Origin of the sequence: Paucibacter sp. KBW04, assembly GCF_003852425.1 — a bacterium.
Classification (GTDB): domain Bacteria; phylum Pseudomonadota; class Gammaproteobacteria; order Burkholderiales; family Burkholderiaceae_C; genus Paucibacter_A.
Map to the genome: position 1 here is coordinate 63,210 of NZ_QAJN01000004.1, position 23,341 is coordinate 86,550.

The 23,341-nt window shown below is 63.3% G+C and carries 25 protein-coding genes; 14 read left to right on the forward strand and 11 right to left on the reverse strand.

Annotation, left to right across the window (positions count from 1 at the left end):
* Nucleotides 1-2: 2 nt before the first annotated feature.
* From hisB to DBR47_RS24675, 4 genes are read right to left on the reverse strand one after another with little or no spacing between them, the layout of a single operon-like run.
* Entirely contained in the window at nucleotides 3-632 is a 630-nt protein-coding gene (gene hisB, locus DBR47_RS06500) for an imidazoleglycerol-phosphate dehydratase HisB (RefSeq protein WP_124448456.1), read from the reverse strand.
* A gap of 5 nt (nucleotides 633-637) precedes the next feature.
* Nucleotides 638-1,720 (reverse strand): histidinol-phosphate transaminase, encoded by a 1,083-nt coding sequence (gene hisC, locus DBR47_RS06505; RefSeq protein ID WP_124448180.1) that lies wholly within the window; start codon nucleotides 1,718-1,720, stop codon nucleotides 638-640.
* Complete coding sequence (locus DBR47_RS06510; protein ID WP_197046900.1) at nucleotides 1,717-2,172, reverse strand: PIN domain-containing protein; 456 nt, start codon at nucleotides 2,170-2,172, stop codon at nucleotides 1,717-1,719. The genes hisC and DBR47_RS06510 overlap by 4 nt, the downstream gene beginning before the upstream one ends.
* Nucleotides 2,169-2,390 (reverse strand): CopG family transcriptional regulator, encoded by a 222-nt coding sequence (locus DBR47_RS24675; RefSeq protein WP_197046901.1) that lies wholly within the window; start codon nucleotides 2,388-2,390, stop codon nucleotides 2,169-2,171. The genes DBR47_RS06510 and DBR47_RS24675 overlap by 4 nt, the downstream gene beginning before the upstream one ends.
* 192 nt (nucleotides 2,391-2,582) lie before the next feature.
* Between DBR47_RS24675 and DBR47_RS06515 the strand changes: the two genes are divergently transcribed.
* From DBR47_RS06515 to DBR47_RS24680, 3 genes are all read left to right on the forward strand, one after another.
* Entirely contained in the window at nucleotides 2,583-3,143 is a 561-nt protein-coding gene (locus DBR47_RS06515) for a helix-turn-helix domain-containing protein (protein WP_124448182.1), read from the forward strand.
* 99 nt (nucleotides 3,144-3,242) lie between these two features.
* Complete coding sequence (locus tag DBR47_RS06520; protein WP_124448184.1) at nucleotides 3,243-4,316, forward strand: ABC transporter ATP-binding protein; 1,074 nt, start codon at nucleotides 3,243-3,245, stop codon at nucleotides 4,314-4,316.
* A gap of 166 nt (nucleotides 4,317-4,482) precedes the next feature.
* Nucleotides 4,483-5,289, forward strand: a complete 807-nt coding sequence (locus DBR47_RS24680) for a PEP-CTERM sorting domain-containing protein (protein WP_197046902.1) — start codon at nucleotides 4,483-4,485, stop codon at nucleotides 5,287-5,289.
* Here DBR47_RS24680 and hisD read toward each other — a convergent pair.
* The 5 genes from hisD to DBR47_RS06550 form a co-directional block, all read right to left on the reverse strand.
* Complete coding sequence (gene hisD, locus DBR47_RS06530) at nucleotides 5,279-6,592, reverse strand: histidinol dehydrogenase (RefSeq protein WP_124448186.1); 1,314 nt, start codon at nucleotides 6,590-6,592, stop codon at nucleotides 5,279-5,281. The two genes, DBR47_RS24680 and hisD, sit on opposite strands and share 11 nt — an antisense overlap.
* A 37-nt stretch (nucleotides 6,593-6,629) precedes the next feature.
* Nucleotides 6,630-7,268 (reverse strand): ATP phosphoribosyltransferase, encoded by a 639-nt coding sequence (gene hisG / locus DBR47_RS06535; protein WP_124448458.1) that lies wholly within the window; start codon nucleotides 7,266-7,268, stop codon nucleotides 6,630-6,632.
* 72 nt (nucleotides 7,269-7,340) lie between these two features.
* On the reverse strand, nucleotides 7,341-7,625 hold the full coding sequence (locus DBR47_RS06540) for a BolA family protein (protein WP_124448188.1): 285 nt from the start codon (nucleotides 7,623-7,625) through the stop codon (nucleotides 7,341-7,343).
* Between the two features lie 59 nt (nucleotides 7,626-7,684).
* Complete coding sequence (locus tag DBR47_RS06545) at nucleotides 7,685-9,250, reverse strand: methyl-accepting chemotaxis protein (protein ID WP_148090415.1); 1,566 nt, start codon at nucleotides 9,248-9,250, stop codon at nucleotides 7,685-7,687.
* A gap of 263 nt (nucleotides 9,251-9,513) precedes the next feature.
* Entirely contained in the window at nucleotides 9,514-11,601 is a 2,088-nt protein-coding gene (locus DBR47_RS06550) for a prolyl oligopeptidase family serine peptidase (RefSeq protein ID WP_124448190.1), read from the reverse strand.
* Between the two features lie 119 nt (nucleotides 11,602-11,720).
* Here DBR47_RS06550 and DBR47_RS25230 point away from each other — a divergent pair, with 119 nt between their 5' ends.
* The 6 genes from DBR47_RS25230 to DBR47_RS06575 all read left to right on the forward strand — a co-directional run bounded on the left by DBR47_RS25230 (nucleotide 11,721) and on the right by DBR47_RS06575 (nucleotide 16,176).
* Nucleotides 11,721-11,852: a hypothetical protein gene (locus DBR47_RS25230; protein ID WP_255420698.1), complete on the forward strand. Its 132-nt coding sequence runs from the start codon at nucleotides 11,721-11,723 to the stop codon at nucleotides 11,850-11,852.
* Between the two features lie 301 nt (nucleotides 11,853-12,153).
* Nucleotides 12,154-12,531, forward strand: a complete 378-nt coding sequence (locus DBR47_RS06555) for a GNAT family N-acetyltransferase (protein ID WP_370454883.1) — start codon at nucleotides 12,154-12,156, stop codon at nucleotides 12,529-12,531.
* A gap of 64 nt (nucleotides 12,532-12,595) precedes the next feature.
* Nucleotides 12,596-13,117, forward strand: a complete 522-nt coding sequence (locus DBR47_RS06560) for a hypothetical protein (protein ID WP_124448194.1) — start codon at nucleotides 12,596-12,598, stop codon at nucleotides 13,115-13,117.
* A 1-nt stretch (nucleotide 13,118) separates the two neighbouring features.
* Nucleotides 13,119-13,814, forward strand: coding sequence for a PspA/IM30 family protein (locus tag DBR47_RS06565; RefSeq protein WP_124448196.1), 696 nt, complete (start codon nucleotides 13,119-13,121; stop codon nucleotides 13,812-13,814).
* A complete protein-coding gene (locus tag DBR47_RS06570; protein WP_124448198.1) occupies nucleotides 13,811-14,443 on the forward strand; it encodes a YqiJ family protein in 633 nt (210 codons plus the stop codon). Before DBR47_RS06565 ends, DBR47_RS06570 begins: the two co-directional genes overlap by 4 nt.
* A 41-nt stretch (nucleotides 14,444-14,484) precedes the next feature.
* On the forward strand, nucleotides 14,485-16,176 hold the full coding sequence (locus DBR47_RS06575) for a flotillin family protein (protein WP_124448200.1): 1,692 nt from the start codon (nucleotides 14,485-14,487) through the stop codon (nucleotides 16,174-16,176).
* Between the two features lie 20 nt (nucleotides 16,177-16,196).
* On the opposite strand, the gene DBR47_RS06580 is transcribed toward DBR47_RS06575, so the two are convergent.
* Nucleotides 16,197-16,967 carry an ABC transporter permease gene (locus tag DBR47_RS06580; protein ID WP_124448202.1) on the reverse strand — a complete coding sequence of 257 codons (771 nt, stop codon included), beginning with the start codon at nucleotides 16,965-16,967 and terminating at the stop codon, nucleotides 16,197-16,199.
* Nucleotides 16,964-17,896: an ABC transporter ATP-binding protein gene (locus tag DBR47_RS06585; RefSeq protein ID WP_124448462.1), complete on the reverse strand. Its 933-nt coding sequence runs from the start codon at nucleotides 17,894-17,896 to the stop codon at nucleotides 16,964-16,966. The genes DBR47_RS06580 and DBR47_RS06585 overlap by 4 nt, the downstream gene beginning before the upstream one ends.
* A gap of 238 nt (nucleotides 17,897-18,134) precedes the next feature.
* On the opposite strand from DBR47_RS06585, the gene DBR47_RS06590 reads away from it, so the two are divergent.
* From DBR47_RS06590 to DBR47_RS06610, 5 genes are all read left to right on the forward strand, one after another.
* A complete protein-coding gene (locus DBR47_RS06590) occupies nucleotides 18,135-18,797 on the forward strand; it encodes a TetR/AcrR family transcriptional regulator (protein ID WP_124448204.1) in 663 nt (220 codons plus the stop codon).
* A 14-nt stretch (nucleotides 18,798-18,811) separates the two neighbouring features.
* Nucleotides 18,812-19,585: a hypothetical protein gene (locus DBR47_RS06595; RefSeq protein ID WP_124448206.1), complete on the forward strand. Its 774-nt coding sequence runs from the start codon at nucleotides 18,812-18,814 to the stop codon at nucleotides 19,583-19,585.
* 205 nt (nucleotides 19,586-19,790) lie between these two features.
* Nucleotides 19,791-20,141, forward strand: a complete 351-nt coding sequence (locus tag DBR47_RS06600) for a hypothetical protein (RefSeq protein ID WP_124448208.1) — start codon at nucleotides 19,791-19,793, stop codon at nucleotides 20,139-20,141.
* Nucleotides 20,142-20,520: 379 nt separating this feature from the next.
* Nucleotides 20,521-20,994, forward strand: a complete 474-nt coding sequence (locus DBR47_RS06605; protein ID WP_231512163.1) for a ParB N-terminal domain-containing protein — start codon at nucleotides 20,521-20,523, stop codon at nucleotides 20,992-20,994.
* A gap of 60 nt (nucleotides 20,995-21,054) precedes the next feature.
* Nucleotides 21,055-23,304: a TonB-dependent siderophore receptor gene (locus DBR47_RS06610; RefSeq protein ID WP_197046903.1), complete on the forward strand. Its 2,250-nt coding sequence runs from the start codon at nucleotides 21,055-21,057 to the stop codon at nucleotides 23,302-23,304.
* The last annotated feature ends 37 nt before the right edge of the window (nucleotides 23,305-23,341 follow it).

The window sequence follows — 23,341 nt, forward strand, 5'->3', positions numbered from 1 at the left end:
GGTCAGAGCGTCCCCTTGGTAGAAGGAATGACCCCGGCCGAGCGCGGGTCCAGGGTCAGAGCCATGCGCAGGGCACGGCCGAAAGCCTTGAAGATGGTTTCACACTGGTGATGGGCGTTATGGCCCTTCAAGTTATCCACATGCAGGCTGACCCCGGCATGGTTGACAAAGCCTTGGAAGAACTCAAAGGCGAGCTGGGTGTCAAAGGCGCCGATGCTGCCGGCGGTGAACTTCACATCCATGGCCAGGCCGGGGCGGCCGGAGAAATCAACCACCACGCGCGACAGCGCTTCGTCCAGGGGCACATAGCTGTGGCCGTAGCGAGTCAGACCTTTTTTATCGCCCACGGCTTGGGCCACGGCCAGGCCCAGGGTGATGCCCACGTCTTCCACCGTGTGGTGGCCGTCGATATGCAGATCACCCTTGGCCTGGATGTCGAGGTCGATCAAGCCATGGCGGGCGATTTGGTCCAGCATATGGTCGAAGAAGCCGATGCCGGTGTTCAGACGTGCCTCGCCGGTGCCGTCCAGATTGAGGCGCACGCTGATTTGCGTTTCCTTGGTGTTGCGGGTGACTTCGGCAATGCGCTCCGCCGGGGCTTGGATCACTTGGGGCAGGTTTTGATTCGACATGCTCATCAAAGGCTTTCTTTCATGGCGGCCAGCAAGGCCTGGTTCTCTTGTGCCGTGCCCACGGTGATGCGCAGGCAGTTGCGCAGCATGGGGTGGGCGGCCGAGGAATTCTTCACCAGCACCCCGCGCGCCTTCAGCGCAGCAAAGGTCGCTGGCGCATCGGGTACCCGGGTCAAAATCATATTGCCCTGGCTGGGAAAAGGCTGGACACCGGGCATTGCCTGTAGGGCGGCGAACAAGATTTCGCGCTGGGCGCGCAACTCGGCCGCCTGGGCGGCATAGACCTCGGCATGCTCCAGGGCGAAGAGACCGGCCTCGGCATTCAGCACGCTGATATTGAAGGGCGGGCGCAGCTTGTCGATCTCGGCCACCAGGGCTTGCTGGCCGATCAGATAGCCGATGCGCACGCCTGCCAGGCCAAACTTGCTCATGGTGCGCATCACCAGCAGCTGCGGGTAGCGCGAGAGCCAAGCCATGGAATCACGCTCGGCAAAAGGCTGGTAAGCCTCATCCATCACCACCAGGCCGGGGGCGGCCTGGATGATTTGTTCGATCACATCGGCATCCCACAGATTGCCCGTGGGGTTGTTCGGGTAGGCCAGATAGATCAGGGCCGGCCGATGCTGCTTGACCGCGGCCAGCATGGCCTCTACATCTAACTCAAAGTCCGCACGCAGCGGCACGCCGACATACTTCAGCCCCTGGTAACGGGCCGACATCTCGTACATCACAAAGCTGGGCTCGGGCGAGAGCACGACAGCGCCTGGCTTGCTCACAGCCATGCTGAGCAGGGTGATCAGCTCGTCCGAGCCATTGCCCAGGGTGATGGCGCAGCCTGCGGGCATGCCGGCATGCGCGGCCAAGGCGGCGGCCAAGCGCTGCGTGCCCTCGGCCGGATAACGGTTGATGGCCACGGCACCGAGGCGCTGGCCCAGCTGGGCTTGCAGCTCGGCCGGGAGGCGAAAGGGGTTCTCCATCACATCCAGCTTGACCATGCCGGCGCTGTTGGCCACCGGGTAGGCGTGGGCGGCGCGCACATCGTCGCGAATCTGGTCCAGGGCTTGGCTCAGCGCTTGATTCGGGCTCATGGAAGGCTGCTCTCCACAGGGCACAACAAGGGGTTGATGATTTGCACGCTGTCCAGCTGCAGCTCATGGGGCAGCTCCAGGCTCAGCAAGCGGGTGCAACCTTGGGCCTTGGCGGCGGCCACGATGAGGGCGTCCACATAGGCCAGGCCGAAGCGGCTCTCGATGGACCAGGCACTTTCCACCGTCGCGTGGTCGATGGCCCAGGGCTGCCAGCGCTGATAACGCCGCACCTCGGCACGGGCATCGCCATTGGGCATGGTCGGCGTGATGCGGGTGGTGACCTGGGCATAAAAATCGTTCAGCACCTGGGTGGAGACGCGGCCCAGGCGGCGCAGCCAGAGCTGGCGCAGCCAGGCCATGACCTGCTCGCGGGCCGCCACATCGGCACCGTCCTCGCTGCAGATCAGCACCGAGGTATCCACAAACAGGGGAGCCGCGCTGGCCGCAGTCATGGCTTGGCGCTCCGCTGTGGATAAGTCTGGCCATCCGAGACCCAGGAACGCTCGCGGTGCAGCCAGTCCTGCATGGCGCGCTCGTAAGCGTCGTCATGCCGCATCTTCTCGGCCAGCATCTCGCCCACCAGGCGAGAAACGCTGGTATTACGTCGCGCGGCCTCCAAACGGGCCCATTCGGCGACGCTGTCTTCCATGGAGATGGTCACATTCTTCATATTTCGCGTGCCGGACCGAGCGAAGCGAGCTCGGGCACCGACTGATTGAGCGGGTTGGATGGAATTTAACACGAAGTTCGTGCAACACGAAGTTCGTGTTGTTTTGAGTTAATCAAAGTCAGGTTGAGTACTCAAGGCATTCAAGGGTTTACAGAGCTCTTGCGTAGATTTCTACTAAAGTAGAATTTCTGCATGGAGATGGCAGAACAAATCGCGCAGCGCATCAAGGCCGAGCGCAAGCAAAAGGGCTGGTCCCTGGATGAGTTGGCAGCACGCTCGCAGGTGAGCCGCGCAATGATCTCCAAGATCGAACGTCAGGTCAGCACCCCCACCGCCGTGCTGCTGGCGCGCTTGGCCGACGCCTTGGGGCTCAGCCTATCGGCGCTGATGTTCGAAGCCCATCCGACTCAGCAGTCCGTCTCAAGGCTTGCTGAGCAGCATGAGTGGACCGACCCCGCCTCGGGCTATACCCGCCGCCTCGTCTCCCCGGCGCTGCGCAAGGGCGATACCGAGATTGTTGACATCAACTTCCCGCCCGCTGCACGGGTCAAGTTCGAGGACAGCAGCGCGCATTGCATCGAAGGGCAGGTATTGCTGCTGGAAGGGCAGTTGCAGCTGTCCTTCGGCAGCGAATCGCTGTCGCTCAAGCCGGGCGACTGTGCACGCCTGGCGCTTCATCGGGCGCATGAGGTCTACAACCCAGGCCCCGAAGCTGCACGCTACCTCGTCGTCATTCGCGCCACTTCGGTCTAGGGCCGAACCCCCCCCGCTGCCCCGATCGGGGAGCACGCCATCTCCGGGACTCATTGAGCGCCGGCCCCGCTGTTTTTCATCTCGGAAAGAGGTGGCTTGATGAACTTGAAATCTCGGACATGGCCAGGCCGCTTGACCTTCATCGCCCTGCTCTGCCTGCCCTTCGCGCTGCAAGGCCTGGGCACGCATTGGGTTCGCATGGCCGATATGGTCTTGCTCTACATCATCCTGGCCTTGGGGCTAAACATCGTCGTGGGCTGCGCCGGTCTTTTGGACCTGGGTTTTGTGGCCTTCTATGCCGTAGGCGCCTACTCCACCGCCCTGCTCACCTCCCCCCATCTGGCAGAGCACTTTGCCTGGATCGCCGCCACCTTCCCTGCGGGCTTGCACACCGCCTGGTGGATCACCCTGCCCTTGGCCGCAGTGCTGGCCGCCTTCTTCGGCATGCTCTTGGGCGCGCCCACGCTCAAGCTGCGGGGTGATTACCTGGCGATGGTGACCCTGGGCTTTGGGGAGATCGTGCGGCTCTTGGTCAACAACCTGGGGTATCCGGTCAATCTCAGCAATGGAGCCCAAGGTATAGGCCCTATCGAGCCCTTCAGCTTTTTCGGCCTGAGCTTGGGCCAGCGGCTATCCATCGGCGGCATCGAGTTAGAGCCCGTCTCCCTTTACTACTACGTGCTCTTGTCGCTGCTGCTGCTGACTTTGCTGATCTGCCACCGCCTGCAGGACTCACGCATTGGCCGCGCCTGGATGGCCATACGCGATGACGAGATGGCCGCTGCCGCCATGGGCATCGACATCCGCAATATGAAGCTGCTCGCCTTCGGCATTGGTGCCAGCTTCGCCGGCGTGGCGGGCTCGATGTTTGCCGCCATCCAAGGCCATATCTCGCCCGAGGCCTTCAGCCTGCAGGAGTCGGTGATCATCGTGGCCATGGTCGTGTTCGGCGGCATCGGCCATATTCGGGGCGTGATCCTGGGGGCTGCGCTGCTGAGCGCCCTGCCGGAGCTGCTGCGCTATGTGGTTGGCCCCTTGCAGACCCTGACCGACGGGCGACTGGACGCCGGCATCATGCGACCCTTGCTGATCTCGCTGGCGATGATCATCACCATGCTGTGGCGCCCACATGGCCTCTGGCCTGCACCCGACCGGGGCCAGAACCGGGGTTGAACGCCCCCCAACAACTAGGGGCTAGGCTTTGGCCTGTTTGTGGATAGATTTATGGATCCTTTTTGGATCTTTTTCAAACCAATCACCGCAGAGCAAGCCTATGAAGCACCAGCAACGATTCCCCCTTGGCAGAGTCCTGGCTTCGGCCGTCCTCCTCCTGGCCTGCATGAACTCGGCACAAGCCCAGTCCTACCAGCTCAGCGCCTATGTGCGCAGCCATGCGGCTGACTTTATGCACAACGACGACAAGACCGACTACCAGGACTTCAACTGGCTGGACAAACCCCAGGCCCTGGCCTTGAACAGCCTGGATTCCAGCGCCCTGGTCGTCAGTGGCGGCCATGCCAGCGCCAAGGTGCTGGCCAGCGTAGGCATGCTCAAGACCTATGCCTCGGCCTACTACCCTTATGGATACGACGCCCAAGGCCATCAGGTGCAGTACGGCTATGGCAACGGCACGGCTCAGGCCACGTTTTTTGACACCCTGCTGGTCACCAGCAGCACGCTGGCCGAGGGCACGCCGGTGAGTTACCGCATGGATCTTTCCATCAATGGCACGCTCTCATCGCCCTCCTTCGAGTCCGGTGGCTACCTCAGCGCCGATGGCTTGGCCGAGATGAGATTGCGCGACAAAGACAGCGGCCAAATCGCCACCCTGAGTTGGGACGCCAAAAAGAATGCGACAGGCGTCTACTCCCTGATCCTGAACACCCAGGTGGGGCACACGCTGACGATCAACGGCATGCTCTATGCGGGAGCCGATGTGAGCTCCTACGCCCGCACAGGGCGCAATGCCGAGGCGGACTTTTATCACTCCGCCTACTACCAGCTGGCGCCCTCGGTGGCTGGGCTCAATACCACGGGCTTGAGCGGCCACGACTTTCTGGCCACGGCCGTGCCGGAGCCGGCCAGCTATCTCTTGCTAGGGCTGGGTCTGGCCGGGCTTGGCATCCGCCGCCGACTCAAGGCTTGAGGAGGCGCAGCTCGGCCGCGCGGGCATGCGCTTGCAAGCCCTCGCCATAGGCCAACTCCGCCGCGATGGGGCCCAGCTTCTGGGCACCCGCCTCGCTAACCTCGATCAGGCTGCTGCGCTTTTGGAAGTCGTAAACACCCAGCGGCGAGGAGAAGCGCGCCGTGCCCGAGGTGGGCAAGACATGGTTGGGGCCGGCGCAGTAATCGCCCAAAGATTCGCTGGTGAAGGCGCCCAGAAAGATGGCTCCGGCATGGCGCAGCTGGGGCTCCCAGCGATGCGGTTCGCTGCTGGACACTTCCAGATGTTCGGGTGCGATGCGGTTGCTGATCTCACAAGCCTCGTCCATGGAGCGGGTGTGGATCAGCGCCCCGCGCCCTTCCAGCGAGGCACGGATCACCGCCGCACGCGGCATGGTCGGCAACAGGCGTTCGATCGCCTCGGCCACGCGGGCGATGTAAGCCGCGTCGGGGCTGAGCAGAATGCTTTGCGCCAGCTCGTCATGCTCGGCCTGGCTGAACAAATCCATGGCCACCCAGTCCGGCGGCGTCGTGCCGTCGGCCAGCACCAGGATCTCGCTGGGGCCGGCAATCATGTCGATGCCGACCTGGCCGAACACATGCTTTTTAGCGCTGGCCACATAGGCATTGCCGGGCCCGGTGATCTTGTCCACCCGGGGGATGGTGGCCGTGCCGTAAGCCAGGGCCGCCACCGCCTGGGCGCCGCCCACGGTGAAGGCACGGCTGACGCCTGCCACATAGGCCGCAGCCAGCACCAAGGGGTTCTTCTCGCCGCGCGGTGTGGGCACGACCATGATGATTTCTGGCACGCCAGCCACGTGGGCGGGGATGGCGTTCATCAGCACGCTGCTGGGATAGGCGGCCTTGCCGCCGGGCACATAAATGCCCACCCGGTCCAGCGGCGTGACTTTTTGGCCCAGCAGCGTGCCGTCTTCATCGCGATAGCTCCAGCTCAGGCCGGAGTGCTGTTTTTGCCGCTCGTGATAGAGCCGCACCCGCTCGGCCGCCGCCTGCAAGGCGCTGCGCTGGGCCGGGCTGATGGCTTCAAACGCGGCCTTGAGTTCTTCGCGGCTCAGCTCCAGAGCCGCCACGCTGTCCACCGCCAGATGATCGAAGCGGGCGGTGTAGTCCAGCACCGCCGCATTGCCGCGCGCTTTCACATCGGCAATGATCTCGGCCACCCGGGTCTCGATGCCGGCATCCGTCTCGGCCGACCAATGCAGCACGCGCTGGAACTCGGATTCGAAGTCGGCGGAAGCGGTGCTGAGTTGGCGCAGATTCAACATGATCTTGGGCAAGAGAAGAAAGAAAAGAAAAACTGACTTACTTGGGCACGGCCGAGGCAAAGGCCTCGATCATGCGGCGCAGAGGCTCGCGCTTGAGCTTGAGCGCGGCCTGGTTGACCACCAGGCGGGAGGAGATTTCCATGATCTTCTCCACCTCGACCAGATGATTGGCCCTCAAGGTATTGCCGGTGGAGACCAGGTCCACAATGGCGTCGGCCAAGCCGGTCAGCGGGGCCAGCTCCATGGAGCCATAAAGCTTGATCAGGTCCACGTGCACGCCCTTGTCGGCAAAATGCTGGCGGGCGATCTCGGTGTACTTGGTCGCCACCCGCAGGCGCGAGCCCTGCTTGACGGCCCCGGCGTAGTCGAAGTCGTCCCGCACCGCCACGCTCATGCGGCAGCGGGCGATGTTCAGGTCCAGGGGCTGGTACATGCCGTCCACACCATGCTCGATCAGCACATCACGGCCCACCACGCCCAGATCGGCACCGCCGTACTGCACATAGGTGGGCACATCGCTGGCGCGCACCAGCACCACGCGAACCTCGGGGCTGTTGGTCGCGAGGATCAGCTTGCGCGAGGTTTCGGGATCTTCCAGCACCGTGATGCCTGCAGCCTTCAGCAGAGGCAAGGTTTCTTCGAAGATGCGACCTTTGGACAGGGCGAGCGTGATCATCATGGGCGGAGAGTGGGGTGCGCGGGGACGAAACGAAAAGGGTCGCTGCGAAGCGACCCTTTTCCAAAAGGTTTAACGTGATGCAGAAGAGGCAGCAGCGGCCTGCCCCTCGGGGCTGAGCGCCCATTCGGCGGGCGTGAGCGTCTTGCTCATGGACAAGGCATGAATCTCTTCCTTCATGCGATCGCCCAAGACCGCGTAAACGCGCTGGTGGCGGCGCACGCGGCTCAGGCCCTCGAACTCGGAGGACACGATGGTGGCAAAGAAATGCCTGCCATCGCCCTCGACATGCAGGTACTCGCAGGTCATGCCTGCAGCGATGTATTGCTGAACTTCAGCGGGTGTAGGGTCGGCCATGGGCGGAATTGTAGGGCGGCTCGCGCGCCACCACCCGCCGCCACCCGCAAGACCCCTGGCTATGAGAGCCTGAACGAGCCCACCAACTGCGCCAGCTGATTGGCCTGGATCTTCAAGCTCTCGGCCGAGGCGCTGGACTGTTCGGCCACCGCCGCATTGGCCTGCGTCATCCGGTCCAACTCGGCCACGGCGCGGTTGACCTGCACAATGCCCTGGCTTTGCTCGCTGGAGGCCAGGCTGATCTCGCCGATGATGCCGGCCACCACGCTGACGCTGCGGACGATCTCGCTCATCGTGGCGCCCGCGTCGCCCACCAGCTTATTGCCCACCGCCACGCAGCTGACCGACTCGCCGATCAAGCCCTTGATCTCTTTGGCCGCCGCCGCACTACGCTGGGCCAGGCTGCGCACCTCGGCCGCCACGACGGCAAAGCCGCGCCCCTGCTCGCCGGCACGCGCCGCTTCCACCGCCGCATTCAGTGCCAGGATATTGGTCTGAAAGGCGATACCGTCGATGGTGCCGATGATGTCGGAGATTTTCTGCGAGCTGCTGTGGATCTCGTCCATGGTCCGCACCACCTGGGCCACCATGGCGCCGCCGCGCGAGGCCACGTCCGAGGCCGAGGCCGCCAGGCGGCTGGCCTGAGCGGCGGCGTCGGCCGAGCTTTGCATCGAGCGGGTGATCTGCTCCATCGAGCCCGCCGTTTGCTGCAGGCTGCCGGCCTGCTGCTCGGTGCGCTGGCTCAGATCCACGCTGCCCGTGGCAATCTCCACCGAGCCGGTGGCGATAGAGTCGGACACCGTGCGCACCTGGCCCACCATCTCGGCCAGGCTGGACTGCATGCTGCGCAAAGAGGCCAGGACGCTGTCGGCCGGCACCTCGCCGGCCAGCGTCAGGCGGCTCAGATCGCCCGAGGCCACTCTTTGAGCGGCCGCCCCCAGCGCCGCGGGCTCCGCGCCAAGGGATAGGCGCAGACCACGCGAGATGAAGTAACCCAGCAGGCCGGCCGCCAGAAATGCCGCCAGGCAGGCCAAGATCAGTGCCGAGCGCTGCTGCTTGTAATGCGCGGTGGACTCGGCCGCCAGCTCCTGGGCATGGGTTTCGGTGTAGCGGATGTAGTCCTCCACCGCTTTCGACAGCTTGGCCAGCAATGGTCGGCATTGCTGATTCATCTTGGCGATGGCGGCCTCGTTTTGCTGGCTCAAGGCCAGATCCACAATGCTCAGGGCGACCGGGCCGTAGTCGCGCTCGATCTGCTCCAAGACCTGCACCAGATCGCGCGTCTTGCCGCTGAGCTGAGCCTCGGCCACCATCTCGCGCAGCTTCTTCAGATGGGCTTGCACCTGGGCATGGGCCTGGCTCACTTCCGCATGCTCGGCCTTGAGGTCCTCGGGCTTGCTCAGCAAGACCAGATTGCGGGCAGCGATGGCGCGCTTGTCCACGGCCAGGCTCAAGGCCGCCGCCGTGTTGGCACGCGCATTGACCCCGTTCACAAAGTCGCCAAAGCGCTCGTCCGCCTCGCGCAGCGAGTACAGACATAGGCCGCTGACCAAGCTCATGACAAAGGCCAGAAAGCCAAAGGCCAGCGCCAGACGGGCTCTGACGGTCAGATGGGACAGACGCATGGTGGACCTCCTTGTGCAAGGGCGGGAACAACAAACGCAGGCCATGTGATCCGGGGCATGCGCCGGGCCAGCATCGCAAAAACACTGGCGGGCGCAAATCTGTCCTATGTCCCTGCCCGGCCGAGCCCGGCCCGCTGACAGGGCAGACATTTGTCAGAAGCCGCGCCCTTCTGACGAGGAGGCGAGCGGCAAGGCAGTCGAGCAGTTTTTACACGGGCTCACAAGCCCTGCCTTCCCAAGCAGGGCTTGTGAGCGCTGAGCGTTCAAGGCTTCAGCAAGGTCTCGCGCAAGAAGAGGATGGTGGCGTAGAACTGGAAATCCTGGTTCTCCTTGCGGGAGAAGCCGTGGCCTTCGTTGTCGGCGCGCAGATACCAGACCGGCGTGCCGTTCTCACGCACCTTGGCGACGATCTGCTCGGCCTCGGTGTAGGGCACACGCGGGTCGTTCTTGCCTTGAATCACGAACAGCGGCTTCTTGATCAGCTGCGCATTCGTCAGCGGCGAGATCTTCTCCAGGTGCTCGCGCATGGCCGGGTCGCGCTCGTCGCCATACTCCACCCGGCGCAGATCGCGGCGATAGCTCTCGGTGTTCTTCAAGAAGGTGACGAAGTGCGAGATGCCCACCACATCGATGGAGCCGGCGATGCGGTCGGCGTAATGCGTGGCCGTTGCCAAGGTCATATAGCCACCGTAGCTGCCGCCCATGATGAGCACGCGCGAAGCATCCAAATTGGGCTGGGTGGCAATCCAGTCCAGCAAGGCACCGATGTCCTTGACCGAGTCCTCGCGCTTGAAGCCGTTGTCCATGGCCAGGAAGCTTTTGCCAAAGCCGCTGGAGCCGCGCACATTGGGCTGGATCAAGGCAATGCCTTGCTCCATCACAAAGTAGTTGTTGCGATTCAGAAAGCCCACGCTCGCCTGGCTCTCCGGGCCGCCGTGGATAGAGATCAGCACCGGGCGCTTGCCGGTGAACTTCTGCGCCGGTGGCAGCGTCATCAGGCCGGAAATCGCCTGGCCATCAAAGCTCTTCCAGCGAATGATTTGCTGCTCAGGGAAGGCCTGGGTGTCCACACCCGGCGGTGCATAGGCCTGCGTCCAAGCCGCCAGCTTGGCCGTCGCGCCATGGCCGTCCAGGCTGTAAATCTGGCTCGGGCCCTGGGCATTGCTGACGCTGAACGCCAACTCCCCACGCCGCGCATCAAAGTGCGCCCCCAGCACATTGCCCTGGGGCAGCTTGGGCAAGGGCAATTCCTTGGCGCTCTGGGTGTCGAAGAGGTGCAGCTCATTGCGCCCCTCCACATTGAACTGGGCCACCAGGCGGCGACCGTCCGGGCTGAAATTGACGCCCGCAGCATCCCAGGGAATATGCGCGCTGACGCGCTGCACTTCGCCGCTCGCCAGATTCAGGCGCTGCAACTCGCGGAACTCACCAAAGCGATCGCCGGTGAACCACAGATGCCGGCCATCCTTGCTGAAGCCGGCGCTGAAGTAACTGGTTTTTCCTTCGGAGGCTTCTTGCGTCTTGGCCGGCAAGACCTGGCGGACCGCTCCGCTCTTCAGATCCAGCAGCCAGATCTGGCTCTCATTGGCCGAGAGATAGCGGGTCAGGGCCAGTTGCTTGTCGTCCCAGGACAGCTGGGCACCGAACCAGCCGCCACCGGGCAGCTCGGCCAGCTTGCGGCGGCTCTTCAAAGGCTCGCTCGCCAGCGGATTGACTTGCCAGAAGGTGGTCGTCACCTCGGCCCGGCTACCGCCCTGGGCGGTGCGGTCCAGCGGGGTAGAGGCGTAAATCAGCTCGCCACCGGCGTTCAGCCAGCTCAGCAAGGCATGACGTTCTTGCGGCGGCGTCAGCAGCTGCGGTGTCTTGTCGGCCTTGGCGCCGAGGTCCAGACGGTAGAGCTGCGCCACCTCGTCGCCGCCATTGGCGCGCTCGAACACCAGATACTTGCCGGTCTTGGGCTCATAGGCCGCGCGGCTGACCGGATCGGGCGCATCGGTCAGCGCCTGCAACTCAGCCGGCTTGCCATTCTTGGGCGCACCGACGCTGAACAGCTGGGCCGTGTTGGCGCCCGCCTTGCGATGCGAGACCAGCAGCTCGCGCTTGTGCGGGTGCCAGTCCACAAAGCCGTGACCACGGAAGTCGGTGTAACGCGCCACATCGTCGGCCAGGCTTTGCGGGATGGCCGGGATGCCTTGCACCAATAAATTGGTGTTGGGCTGCACCAGGGCGGCGGGGGCTTCGGCGGCCTGGGCGGGTGCCAGCAAAGTACCGGAGAAGAACAGACCCAGGGCGAGGCTCACGCAAGCCAGCCGAGCCGGCGAGCCATCCTTGGCTTTGATGTGCTTTGACATGCTGCTTTTCACTTGGAATAAGGAAGGACACAAATTGTGGCCCAGCCCTCCAACCCGCAAGTAGCGGGATTCGACCGATGACGGTTTGAATGCCATGAAACACGGGCGACACTCGCCCCATGCGCACCCTCAGCCACACCTTGCTACAGCTGGAGCCTCAAACTGCGGCCCACGCCCAAGAGATGTTCTCAGTCCTGAGCGACCCCAGGATTTATGAGTTCGAGAACAGCCCGCCCAGCTCCCTGGCCTAGGGCCTGTTAACACTATGGCAATGGGTCGCGAAGGCTCGCCCCAGCGGGCCAAGCAAGGCGCAGCGCGCCGCCCGCACTCGCGTGCGGGCAAGTGCTGCAACGCTGGGTGGCCCGCTGGGGCGAGCCTTCCCGAAGGGTTGGGGCCTGCCAAGGCGCATGCAGCGTTGCAAATCCTCGCCGGGTGTCCAACCCGGCTGCGGTTTGCGCCTTGCCTGCACCCTTGGCAGACCCCAACGCGGCCCATTGCCATAGCGTTAGCAGGCCCTAGCTGCAAGCCCGCTACGCGCGCCTGGAGGCGCGCATCTCACCCGATCAAAGCGAGCAATGGCTGAACTGGGTGATACGCCTGAACAGCGGCGAGGCCATTGGCTATGTGCAAGCCAGCGTGTTCGCGGCCAATGGTGCGGCCCTGATCGCTTACGAGCTGAACAGTGCGTTCTGGGGTCGTGACCTGGCCCGGCTTGCGGTTGAGTTGATGCTGAACGAGCTCGCCCAGCACTACGGCGTCGAGCACTTCCTGGCCCAGCTTAAACAAACCAACGCGCGCTCACGCCGCTTGCTGGAGCGCCTGGGCTTCGCTCCTACTTCGGCCGAGGCCTGGCCGCAGTTTGAAGCGGCGGCCGACGAGATGCTGATGCATCGAATGCCTGCTGAATATTCACCTGACTTCAAATGTTGATATTTGAATTCAATTGAATACACTGCGTTGCATAGGGTCGCCTCTGACCCCTGGGAGTCGGTCCATGACGCAAGTGACGAGCACAACGATGGAGCCGCTGTCGGCGCGCATCCCCAGTGATCTCTATCTTTGGCTGGCGCAGCTGAAGGTGGAGGGAGCCAGCACCAACAGCGACAAACTGCGCGTCTTGCTGGGTCAACTCAAGCGCCAGCATGACGGTGCGTTTGACTTCGTGACCGCCCTGGCTTGGTGCCGCGATCTGGCCGCCAAGCCGCGGGCCGCCTTGGCTCAGCTGGAGGCCGACACAGGCCAACACTCCGAGGTGCTGAGCCAAGCGCTCGAACATATCAGCCACGCCATGGCGCTTTTGATGAGCGCTGAAGTTGGCAACCTGGCCCAAGCGGCCCAGCTGGAAGACAAATTGCTGCGCCGCAGCTTTGCCCATACCGAATCCCTGCTGCGCCAAGCCACCACGGCACAGGCCGCCGCCTTCGATCCCGATGTGGTGCAACGCCATCTGGGCGCCACCCTGCAATTGGCGCAAGCCATCCAACGTCTGAAACAAGCCAGCTTTCAAGGAGACTGATATGGCCGAGACCCTGAAATCCCGCGTCACCCGTGCGATGGCCGGTGGTGTGCACGCCCTGCTGGACCGCATCGAGGAGCGCGCGCCCGAGGCCATGATGGAACAGGCCTTGCGCGAGCTCGATCAGGTGGTGGACGAGGTGCGCCACGAGCTGGGCACCGTCACCGCCAACCGCCACCTCAGTCAGCAAAGGCATGCCGAGTTGAATCGACAACACGACACACTCAAGGGGCAAATCGAAACCGCCTTGAGCCAAGGCCGCGAGGATCTGGCGCGCGCCGCCGTCGCACGCCAGTTGGACATTGAGGCCCAACTGCCATTGCTGGAGTCCAGCTTGGCGGAGTTGGCTCAGCAAGAGGCCGAGCATCGAGGCTATGTGGACGCCTTGCTGGCCAAGCGGCGCGAGATGGAAACGGCCCTGACTCAATTCCGCCAAAGTCGAGCGACGCCTAATAGCTCCGGCACTTTCCCCGCCACCCAGGGCAGAACGGCGGAGCAGATTGAACAACGCATGGCGGGGGCGACCGGCGCTTTTGACCGCATCTACGAGCGTCAAACCGGTCTTGGCGGCGTGGCCCGCAGCGGCCGTTTGGAGGAAAGCAGCAAACTCCAGTCCTTGGAAGAGCTGGTCAGGCAAACCCAGATCGAGGCCCGTCTGGCACAGCTCAAGCAAGCCAATGACAGCGGAAAAGCATGAGCCTGTTCACCACCCCAGAGAACCTGCCTTTTGGCATCGCCTTTGCATTGATCGTCGGCATCGCCCTGCTGGAGGGCCTGGGCATGATGATCTCGCTCAGCCCCAGCAACTGGCTGGACGACTGGCTGCCCGAGGCCGGCCACGACAGCGCCCTGGACCGCGTGCTGGGCTGGCTGCACCTCGGCAGGGTGCCCGCCCTGGTCTTGCTCTTGCTGTTTCTAATGGGCTATGCCTTGTTTGGCTACAGCTTGCAAATGGTCAGCCGCGGCCTGATCGGCCACTACCTGCCCGCTTGGCTGGCTGGATTGGTGGCCGTGCCTGCCGGGCTGACGACGGTGCGTGGCCTCGGCGCGCTGGTGGCCCACATCATCCCGCGCGACGAAAGCACGGCCGTCAGTGCGCAGACCTTGCTGGGCCGGGTCGCCACGGTTTACGCAGGCGCTGCCCGACAAGGCTTGGCCGCCCAGGCACGGGTTCGCGACGAATATGGCCGCGTTCACCATCTGCTGGTCGAACCAGACTTGGCGGACGAGGTTTTTGAAGAAGGCAGCGAGCTGCTGCTGGTGCGCAAGACGGGGGCTATCTACCGAGCCATTCGCAACCCACACCCCGGCTTGGTGGAGCGCTGAAAATTAAAAATCGTTGAGCAGAGAAGAGGAAAACAAGAGCCATGGAAAACAATCTGATCGAAGTCGCCAGCATTGCCGGCATCGCCCTGCTGGGCTTGCTGGCCATAGGCCTGGTGTTCGCCCGCTTGTACAAGCGCTCGACCAAGGAGACCGCCTTTGTGCGCACCGGCTTGGGAGGGCAAAAAGTCATCATGGACGGCGGCGCCATCGTGCTACCCGTCTTCCATGAGCGCGTGCTCGTCAATATGAACACGCTCAAGCTCGAAGTCATGCGGCGCGAGCGTGAAAGCCTGATTACCAAGGACCGCATGCGGGTGGACGTGACGGCTGCCTTCTTCGTGCGCGTGCAACAGACCGCCGAAGCCGTCAGCACCGCAGCCCAGACCTTGGGCACGCGCACCCTGGCGCCGGAGGCCTTGAAGTCCCTGGTGGAAGACAAATTCGTTGACGCCCTGCGCGCCACCGCCGCCACCATGACCATCCAGGAGCTGCAGGACAAACGCCGCGACTTCGTGCAAGCGGTGCAGAACGCCGTGGCCGAAGATCTGGAGAAGAACGGGCTGGAGCTGGAGTCGGTCTCGCTGACCAGCCTGGACCAGACCGACAAGCAGTTCTTCAACCCGAACAACGCCTTCGACGCCGAGGGTCTGACTCGCTTGACCGAACAAACCGAGGCGCGTCGCAAACAGCGCAACGATGTCGAGCAAGAAACCGAGATGCAGGTGCGCACCAAGAACCTGGAAGCACAACGCCAAAAGCTGACCATCGAGCAAGACCAGGAATTCGCGACCCTGGCCCAGCAGCGCCAGGTGGAAACCGCCCGCGCCGAACAGTCGGCTCAAATCGCCACCCAGCAAGCCGAGCGCAGCCGCGAGGCCGAGGCTGCCAAGATCGAGGCCGAGCGCCAAGTCAGCCAGAAGAAGATCGAGGCCGAGCGCGAGATCAAGGCCGCCGAAATCGAGAAGAACCTGGTGGTGCAGACCCGCGAGATTGAGCTGGAGCGCAAGACCGAGATGCAGCGCGCCGAACAGCGCAAGCAGGTGGAGATTGCCCGCCAGGACATGGCGATTGCCATCGCCAACAAGAGCAAGGAGCAATCGGTCGCCGATGCCCAAGCCAACCAAGCGCGCGCCGATGCGGTCAAGGCCGAGGAAGGCGTCAACACCGCCCGTCAGGTGGCGGTGGCCGAGCGAGAGAAAAACATTCAGCTGATCGAAGCCAGCAAAGAGGCAGAGCAACAGGCCATCGCGGTCAAGGTCTCCGCCTCGGCCGAGAAGGAGGCGGCGCTGGATCGCGCCGAAGCCATCACCATCGAAGCCCGCGCCAAGCAGGCGGCGGCCCTGGCCGAGGCCGAAGGCAAACGAGCCATCAACGAAGCGCTGAACACCTTGTCAGCGGCGCAAATTGATCTGCAGGTGCGCACCCTCTTGCTGCAGCAGCTGCCGCAAATCATTGAACAAGCCGTGCGCCCCATGGAGAAAATCGACTCCATTCGCATCTTCCAAGTCAATGGCATGCCGGGCAGTATGGCGGGCTCGAACGGCGAAGGCACGGGCGCACAAGCCGCCGGCACCTTCCCCGAGCAGGTCATGAACTCAGCCCTGCAATACCAGATTGCCAAGCCCATCGTCGACGCGGTGATGAAGGACGCTGGCCTCAGCAACGAGGGCATCACCGGCATGGCGCAAAACTTGGCCGGCATCTTGCAATCGCCGGCGTCAGCGCAAGGCTAAATCACTGCAGCGGCGGGCACTCAGCTACGAATCTTGTAGCCCCGCCGCAGCAGCTCCAAGGCGATGCCCGCCACCACCGCGAAGCTGGCGCCCACCACACCCAGACTGAGCCAGGGCGAGACATCGCTGACGCCGAAGAAGCCGTGGCGGAAGCCGTCGATGATGTAGAAGAAGGGGTTCAGATGGCTAACGGCCAGCCACAGCGGTGGCAGAGACTGCATGGAATAGAACACGCCCGACAAAAAAGTCATGGGCATGATGATGAAGTTCTGGAACGCCGCCAGCTGGTCAAACTTCTCGGCCCACAGGCCGGCGATCAGACCCAGGCTGCCCATCATGGCCGTGCCCAGCAGGGCGAAGACCAGAATCCAGGCCGCATTCGCCAGGCCTAGCGGCGCAAACCAGGCCGTCACCAGGAGCACGCCCAGGCCCACGACCAGACCGCGCACCACGGCCGCACCCACATAGGCCACAAACCAGGCCCAGTGCGAGAGCGGCGTCACCAGCAAGAACACCAGATTGCCGGTGACCTTGCTCTGAATCAGGCTGGAGCTGCTATTGGCAAAAGCGTTTTGCAGCACGCTCATCATCACCAGGCCGGGGATCAGAAAGCTGGTGTAGCCGACGCTGTCGTAGACCTTGACATGATTCTCCAGCGCATGGCCAAAGATCAGCAGATAGAGCACCGAGGTCAGCACCGGCGCGGCCACGGTCTGAAAAGCCACCTTCCAAAAGCGCAGCACCTCTTTGTAGAACAGGGTGCGGGACCCTTGCAGAACTAGCAGGCTCATGCGGCCACTCCTTCTTCTTGTCGTTGAGGCGCAGCATCGCCTTGCATGATTTCCAGGAACACGTCCTCCAGATCGGCACGGCCGATCTCCAGGTCCTCCACGGGACAAGCCGCCGCGCGCAGCGTGGCCAGCACCTGCTCGACCTCGGCCGCGTCATGGGCCTTGATCTGCACGATGCGGCCGGTGATGCGGGCCTGGGGCAGCAAGGCTGCAGGCAGCGCCGCATCGGTCTTGAAGCGCAGCATGGAGGCGGCGCGGCCCTTGAGCAGGTCCGAGGTTCTATCCAAGGCGACGATGCGCCCTTGTTTCAACATGGCCAGGCGGCCGCACAAGGCCTCGGCCTCTTCCAGATAATGGGTCGTTAGCAAGACGGTGTGACCCTCACGGTTCAGGCGCGCGATGAACTGCCACAGGGTCTGGCGCAACTCCACATCCACCCCGGCCGTGGGCTCATCCAGCACGATCACCGGCGGGCGGTGCACCAGGGCCTGGGCCACCAGCACGCGGCGCTTCATGCCACCCGAGAGCTGACGCATATTGGCATTGGCCTTGTCCGACAAGCCGAGGTTGTGCAGCAACTCGTCGATCCAATCATCGTTATTGCGCACGCCGAAATAGCCGCTCTGGATCTTCAGCGACTCACGCACGCTGAAGAAAGGGTCGAACACCAGTTCCTGCGGCACGATGCCCAGGCTGCGGCGAGCAGCTGCGTAATCCTTCACCACATCCGCCCCCAACACCGAGACCCGCCCGGCGCTGGCCTGGGCCAAGCCCGCCAGAATGCTGATCAAGCTGGTCTTGCCGGCGCCATTGGGGCCTAGCAAGCCAAAGAACTCACCTTGGGCGATGTCAAAAGACACCCCGTCCAGCGCTCGCACCTGGCCGCCGCGGTAGGTCTTGCTGACATTCTGGAAGGAGATGGCCGGCACGGCGCCAGCAAATGAAACGGCCGGCGAGGTGGGGCCGGCCGTCGTGGAACTGGGGGTGTTTTGTTCGGGCATGCGGGCATTGTAGAAAGGCGGCGCCAAAGCTGCTTGACCCGGGACTTTCCCCAGCTGCCCTAAGGTCAGCACACAAGAAGCGTGCCTGAACTCTGCGAGTGGAGCGAAAACCCTAGAGACAAGCTCCGGCTTGATGCAAGAATCCTAGGCAGGAGACTCCCCATTCATGGCCACAAAAAAGACGCCTCGCCGCACCGCCGAACGAATCCTCGAAGTGACGCTGGACTTGTTCAATCGCTTTGGCGAGCCCAACGTCTCCACCACCTTGATCTCGGCCGAGCTGAGCATCAGCCCCGGCAACCTCTACTACCACTTCCCGGCCAAGGACGAGCTGATCAACGCCTTGTTCAACCGCTACGAACAAGAGCTCAGCAATTTGCTGGGCGCGGCCGAGAATGTGCGCAATGTGGAGGACGCCTGGCTGTTCTTCCACATGCTTTACGAGCTGATCTGGAAGCACCGCTTTCTCTACCGCGACCTGAACGATCTGCTGTCCAAGAATCGCCGCCTGGAAACCCATTTCCAGACCGTGCTGAGTCAAAAAGGCCTGGCCATGCGCCAGGTGCTGGCCGGCCTGCAAAAAGGCGGCGTGCTGAGCATGGACAACAGCCGCGAAGCCCCGCCCACCGCCAATGCCATGGTGGTGCTGCTCAGCTACTGGCTTAGCTTTGAGTATGTGCGCGACCCGCGTCACGCCCTGGAACCAGAGCAGGCCGGCGCCGCCCTGATGCGCGGCGCCTTCCATGTGCTGAGCCTCTTGCTGCCCTATCTGGAGCCCGCCTCCAAGGACCATTTATTCGCGCTTGCCAACCAGTACCAACAATCCTGAAGGAGACAAGAACCATGGCCAAATGGACCGCATTTCCGCATGACAACAGCGCCTTTCAGTACAGCCCGGCGACGCTGAAGAAGAACTGGGCACGCCTGCATGCGGGTGATGCCGAACCCTTCCCCAAGGATGCGGCCGTGGTGCAGGCCTGGATTCATTTCCACGCCGGCGAGTTCCAGCTGGCCCATGACGCAGGCTTGGCCGTGGGCGGCGCCGGCATCACGGTGGCCAACAAGGCGCAGGCCATCTACGCCAACTATCTGGAGAAGAAGGAAAAGGTCAAGCTGGAGATGTTCCTGGAGGTGGCCGAGCGGGCCGCCGCCCAGCAGGAAGAAGAGCCCAAGAACCCCAACGCCTATTACTGGCAGGCCTATGCCATCGGCCGCTACGGCCAGGGCATCAGCGTGGCCAAGGCCTTGGCCCAGGGTCTGGGCAGCAAGGTCAAGACCGCCTTGGAAACGACGATTGAGCTGGCCCCCAAACATGCCGACGCCCATATCGCCCTGGGCGCCTTCCATGCCGAGGTGATCGACAAGGTCGGCAAGCTGCTGGGCAAGACCCAGGGCGCCGACACCGCCACCGGCCTGAAGATGTTTGTGCAAGCCTTGCAGCTCAACCCCACCAGCGCCATCGCCATGGTGGAGCGGGCCAACGGACTCATCATGCTGGAGGGCGACAAGCGCATGAAGGAAGCCGAGGCGCTTTACGCCGACGCGGCCGCTTGCGAGCCCATGGACGCGATGGAAGCCCTGGACATCGCCATGGCCCGCGAGGAAATGGAAGACTGAGCTGGCCTCTTGCCGAAGGGCGCAGAGCGCAAGCCACAAGGCGTGACAAAAATCACGCCTAACCCCGGGTTCGCGCTAACCCTCCCCCCGCATTCGGCGGTTGTCAGAGGCGCGCCCACTTCGCTAAGCTGCAAGCTCATCGGGTCGGCTGCCGAGCGGCAGGCCCAAGGCCAAATCTGCTCTCATCCGAATAAAGGCTGACGATATGAAGTCTATTCTTGCTGCTCTGATCCTGGCCCCCATGGCCCTGCTCGCCTCCGCCCAAACGCCGGAAGCCACGGCCCTGCGGGTTGAGTGCGCGGCCAAGCACATGCCCGCGGCGGCGGCCAAAGACTCCAACGAGTACAGCTTCGTCTACCGCAAGGGCGAGTACCGCGGCGAAAACCAAGGCGGCAAATTCGTCGGCTGCAATGACAAGCAATACACCGCCTATCTGGCCAGCGCCGACCCGCTGCGTGTGATGTCGGCCTACCCCACGGCCGCCGGCCGCCCCATGGTCAATATCAAGCCCGACCTGAAGGCCGCCGCCAAGGCTGAGAGCGCGGCACAGAAGTAAAGCGCCCTATCGCCCCCTTGTTGGGGCAAGGCGATAAAACGGGAGTTGGCCGCAGGGCCTGCTCCCGTTTTTCATTTGGGGGCCCCGGCAAAGCCGGCAGGCCCAAGCAGGCAATGCCTTGAATGCGGGAATTCCGCGTCGGCTTGCCGCCCCATCGCGGGCCAGTACAGGCTCGCAAAGTATCGGCCACCGCCGCCAGGCGCTTGTGGCCTGGGCCATGGCCCGCACCATGACCCACACCTTGGGCCGGGCCATGCACCGCACGCGCACTCTGCACTCAACACTCAACACACAACACCGCTCAAGGTTAAAGTTATTGTATTTTTAATTGCGAATCATTATCATTTGCAATCAACAAAGCAATGACCTGGCTTGAACCATGAGAGAAGAACGCAATCGGGCGATCGCCATCGCCCGCCAAGCTTTAGCGCCTCCAAGAGCTGGCATGGCCATGCCGCAGCCGCCTTACATCGTCGCGCTGCGCTCGGTCGCCTTGCTGCGGGCCTCCGAATGCGTAGACCAAGACCAAGTCTTGGAGCTGGCCAAAAAGATCCAGACAGAGGGTCAATGGACGCAACCCATCCCGATTGATGGCCACAGCGGCCTTGTGATGGACGGCAATCACCGCCTGCGGGTGGCTCATTTGCTGGGGCTGCGGCGCCTGCCCTGCATTCCCCTGAGCTATGAGGACCCCAGGGTCCAGGTGCGCTGCTGGAAGACGGGCCAGGACTTCGAACGCCAACGCTTGTCGGAACTGGCGCGGCGCGAGCTCCTGCTGCCCTTCAAAACCACCCGCCACTCCTTCAGCCCTTGCTTGCCCCAGAGCGAGATTCCTCTTGAGCTGCTTTGCTGAGGCAAGCCCCGATTTCAAGGCCCAAACCAAACAGGGCGCCGCCGCGCGCTACTCAACTTCATGACTCGATTTCATCTGAATCCCGCCACCACCCCGACCAAAGGCCCCAAGGCCTTGAACAGCGCCTTACCCGCAAGCCACCGTCTGCCGCAGCGACTGCTGGCTCTGCTCGCGCTCACCGCCGGCGGCGCAAGCCTGCCGCTTCATGCGCAAACCCTGGAAGACGCCAAGCCGGCCCTAGGCACACCGAAGTCAGCCGCCGCCAATCAGCTGCCGACCATTGAGATCACGGGCCGCAATAGCAAGGGCAAGCATGCCGGAGGACAGCTGGCTCGCAGCGGCAATCTGGGGCTCTTGGGCGAGGTAGACGTCATGGACACGCCCTTCAGCGTGATGAGTTACACCGCCCAGACGGTGGCCGATCAGCAAGCGACCAGCGCAGCCGAGGTGATTGGCAACAACGCCGCCGTGCGCTTCTCGGTGTCACCGGGCGGCATGCTGGACGCCTTCTACATCCGCGGCTTCCCAGTCAACGAGGGCAATCAAGGTGAGTTCGCGTTCGACGGCGTGTTTGGCGTGGCGCCGAGTTACCGGGTCTTCGCCGACTATCTGGAAAGGATTGAGCTGGTCAAAGGACCGACCGCCTTGCTCAATGGCATGGCGCCCAACGGCGCCATCGGCGGCACGGTGAACTTGCAGCCTAAACGCGCGGGCTCCAGCGACCTCACCCAGCTCGGCCTGGAGTACAGCGAGCAGGCCCAGCTCGGCGCTCGTCTCGATGTGTCGCGGCGTTTCGGCCCGCAGAAAGAATGGGGCGCGCGGCTGAACACCAGCCTGCGCAAGGGCCAAACCGCCAGCGAAAAACAAGACCGCCATGCCAAGGTCCTCGCCCTGGCCTTGGACTATCAAGGCAGTCGACTCAGCGCGAGCCTGGACCTCTTGTCGCAAGACGAACACTTCGATGCGCCCAACCGCCCCGTGTTCCTCGCGCCAGCAAACAAATTGCCGCAAGTACCGGCGGCACCCAGCGGCAATAGCAATCTGAGCAATCGCTGGGAATGGTCCTCTGTCGCCGACCGCTCGGCCTTGCTGCGCGCCGACTATGAATTCGCTTCGGGCCTGAGCCTGTTTGCCAATCTCGGCAGCTCACGCACCGGGGTGGAGCGCTTTTTTGGCAATCCCATGCTGAGCGATGCCGCAGGAAAAGTGGCTTGGACACCGACTCGTTTCAGCCAGGACATCGAACGCGGCACGGCCAATCTGGGCGCCCGGATCAAGCTGCGCAGCGGGCCCGTGGAGCATGCCCTGTCACTGCAATTCAGCCGCTACGAGGACCGTCTCAGCCGAGGCCAGTTAGCCGGCACCGCGCTCAGCAACAATCTTTATGCCCCCGTCGAGAACCCCAAGCAAAGCCCGCTGACGCCGCCGCAGAGCAAGACGTCCGAGAGCCGCTTATCGGGTCTGGCCATGGCCGACACCCTGTCCTTGCTTGAGCGCCGCCTGATGCTAAGCCTGGGTGCCCGAGTTCAGCAAATCCATTCCGACAATTTCAACCCCGCCGGCAAACTGCTGCAGCGCTACGAGCAATCGGCGACCACGCCTTTTGTCGGCTTGGTGCTCAAGCCCTGGGGTGAGCAGATCTCCGTCTACACCAATTTGATGGAGGGCCTGAGCAAGGGCGATGTCGCGCCCAGCAATGCCAGCAATGCGGGCGAAGTCCTGCCGCCTTACCGCAGCAAGCAGTTGGAGGCCGGCTTGAAGTACGAGTCTGGGGGCATGAGCAGCACCTTGGCGCTGTTCCAGATCAGCAAGCCCAGCGGCCTGCTCAACGAGGCCCTGGTCTACAGCGCCGACGGCGAACAACGCAATCGCGGGCTGGAGTTGGAGAGCTATGGCGAGCTCAGCCCCGGCCTGCGCCTGATGGGCAGCCTGGCGCTCTTGCAGGCCAAGGTAACGCGCAGCAGTGTGGCCGCCTACACGGGCAAGCAAGCCCTGGGCGTCCCCAAGCTACAGGCCAATCTGAGCGCTGAATGGAGCCTGCCCCAGGCCCAGGGCTTCACGCTCAACGGTGGACTGGCTTATGCCGGCACGCAGTATGTGGATGCGGGCAATCTGCGCCAGATTCCCGCCTGGTGGCGCGCCGACATCGGCGCCCGCTGGCAAGGCAGCCTGGCGCGCACACCGCTGACCCTGCGCGCCAATGTCCGCAATCTGTTCAACCGCTCCTACTGGGCTGGGGTGTCCAGTTTTGGCGGCATGGCACAGGCCTCGGCACGCAGTCTGCAAGTCTCGGCGAGCGCTGACTTCTAAGCACGGATCCAGACGGACGAAGACAGACAAAGCGGGA

Coding starts and splice junctions, on each gene's coding strand:
- DBR47_RS06520 (WP_124448184.1), top strand. CDS start 3,243: ATGAACTTGAAATCTCGGACATGGCCAGGCCGCTTGACCTTCATCGCC.
- hisG (WP_124448458.1), bottom strand. CDS start 7,268: ATGATCACGCTCGCCCTGTCCAAAGGTCGCATCTTCGAAGAAACCTTG.
- DBR47_RS06540 (WP_124448188.1), bottom strand. CDS start 7,625: ATGGCCGACCCTACACCCGCTGAAGTTCAGCAATACATCGCTGCAGGC.
- DBR47_RS24675 (WP_197046901.1), bottom strand. CDS start 2,390: ATGAAGAATGTGACCATCTCCATGGAAGACAGCGTCGCCGAATGGGCC.
- DBR47_RS06610 (WP_197046903.1), top strand. CDS start 21,055: ATGACTCGATTTCATCTGAATCCCGCCACCACCCCGACCAAAGGCCCC.
- DBR47_RS06510 (WP_197046900.1), bottom strand. CDS start 2,172: ATGACTGCGGCCAGCGCGGCTCCCCTGTTTGTGGATACCTCGGTGCTG.
- DBR47_RS06580 (WP_124448202.1), bottom strand. CDS start 16,967: ATGAGCCTGCTAGTTCTGCAAGGGTCCCGCACCCTGTTCTACAAAGAG.
- DBR47_RS06570 (WP_124448198.1), top strand. CDS start 13,811: ATGAGCCTGTTCACCACCCCAGAGAACCTGCCTTTTGGCATCGCCTTT.
- DBR47_RS25230 (WP_255420698.1), top strand. CDS start 11,721: ATGCGCACCCTCAGCCACACCTTGCTACAGCTGGAGCCTCAAACTGCG.
- DBR47_RS06550 (WP_124448190.1), bottom strand. CDS start 11,601: ATGTCAAAGCACATCAAAGCCAAGGATGGCTCGCCGGCTCGGCTGGCT.
- DBR47_RS06560 (WP_124448194.1), top strand. CDS start 12,596: ATGACGCAAGTGACGAGCACAACGATGGAGCCGCTGTCGGCGCGCATC.
- DBR47_RS06575 (WP_124448200.1), top strand. CDS start 14,485: ATGGAAAACAATCTGATCGAAGTCGCCAGCATTGCCGGCATCGCCCTG.
- DBR47_RS06605 (WP_231512163.1), top strand. CDS start 20,521: ATGAGAGAAGAACGCAATCGGGCGATCGCCATCGCCCGCCAAGCTTTA.
- DBR47_RS06545 (WP_148090415.1), bottom strand. CDS start 9,250: ATGCGTCTGTCCCATCTGACCGTCAGAGCCCGTCTGGCGCTGGCCTTT.
- hisC (WP_124448180.1), bottom strand. CDS start 1,720: ATGAGCCCGAATCAAGCGCTGAGCCAAGCCCTGGACCAGATTCGCGAC.
- DBR47_RS06595 (WP_124448206.1), top strand. CDS start 18,812: ATGGCCAAATGGACCGCATTTCCGCATGACAACAGCGCCTTTCAGTAC.
- DBR47_RS06565 (WP_124448196.1), top strand. CDS start 13,119: ATGGCCGAGACCCTGAAATCCCGCGTCACCCGTGCGATGGCCGGTGGT.
- hisD (WP_124448186.1), bottom strand. CDS start 6,592: ATGTTGAATCTGCGCCAACTCAGCACCGCTTCCGCCGACTTCGAATCC.
- DBR47_RS06515 (WP_124448182.1), top strand. CDS start 2,583: ATGGAGATGGCAGAACAAATCGCGCAGCGCATCAAGGCCGAGCGCAAG.
- DBR47_RS24680 (WP_197046902.1), top strand. CDS start 4,483: ATGAACTCGGCACAAGCCCAGTCCTACCAGCTCAGCGCCTATGTGCGC.
- DBR47_RS06600 (WP_124448208.1), top strand. CDS start 19,791: ATGAAGTCTATTCTTGCTGCTCTGATCCTGGCCCCCATGGCCCTGCTC.
- DBR47_RS06590 (WP_124448204.1), top strand. CDS start 18,135: ATGGCCACAAAAAAGACGCCTCGCCGCACCGCCGAACGAATCCTCGAA.
- hisB (WP_124448456.1), bottom strand. CDS start 632: ATGTCGAATCAAAACCTGCCCCAAGTGATCCAAGCCCCGGCGGAGCGC.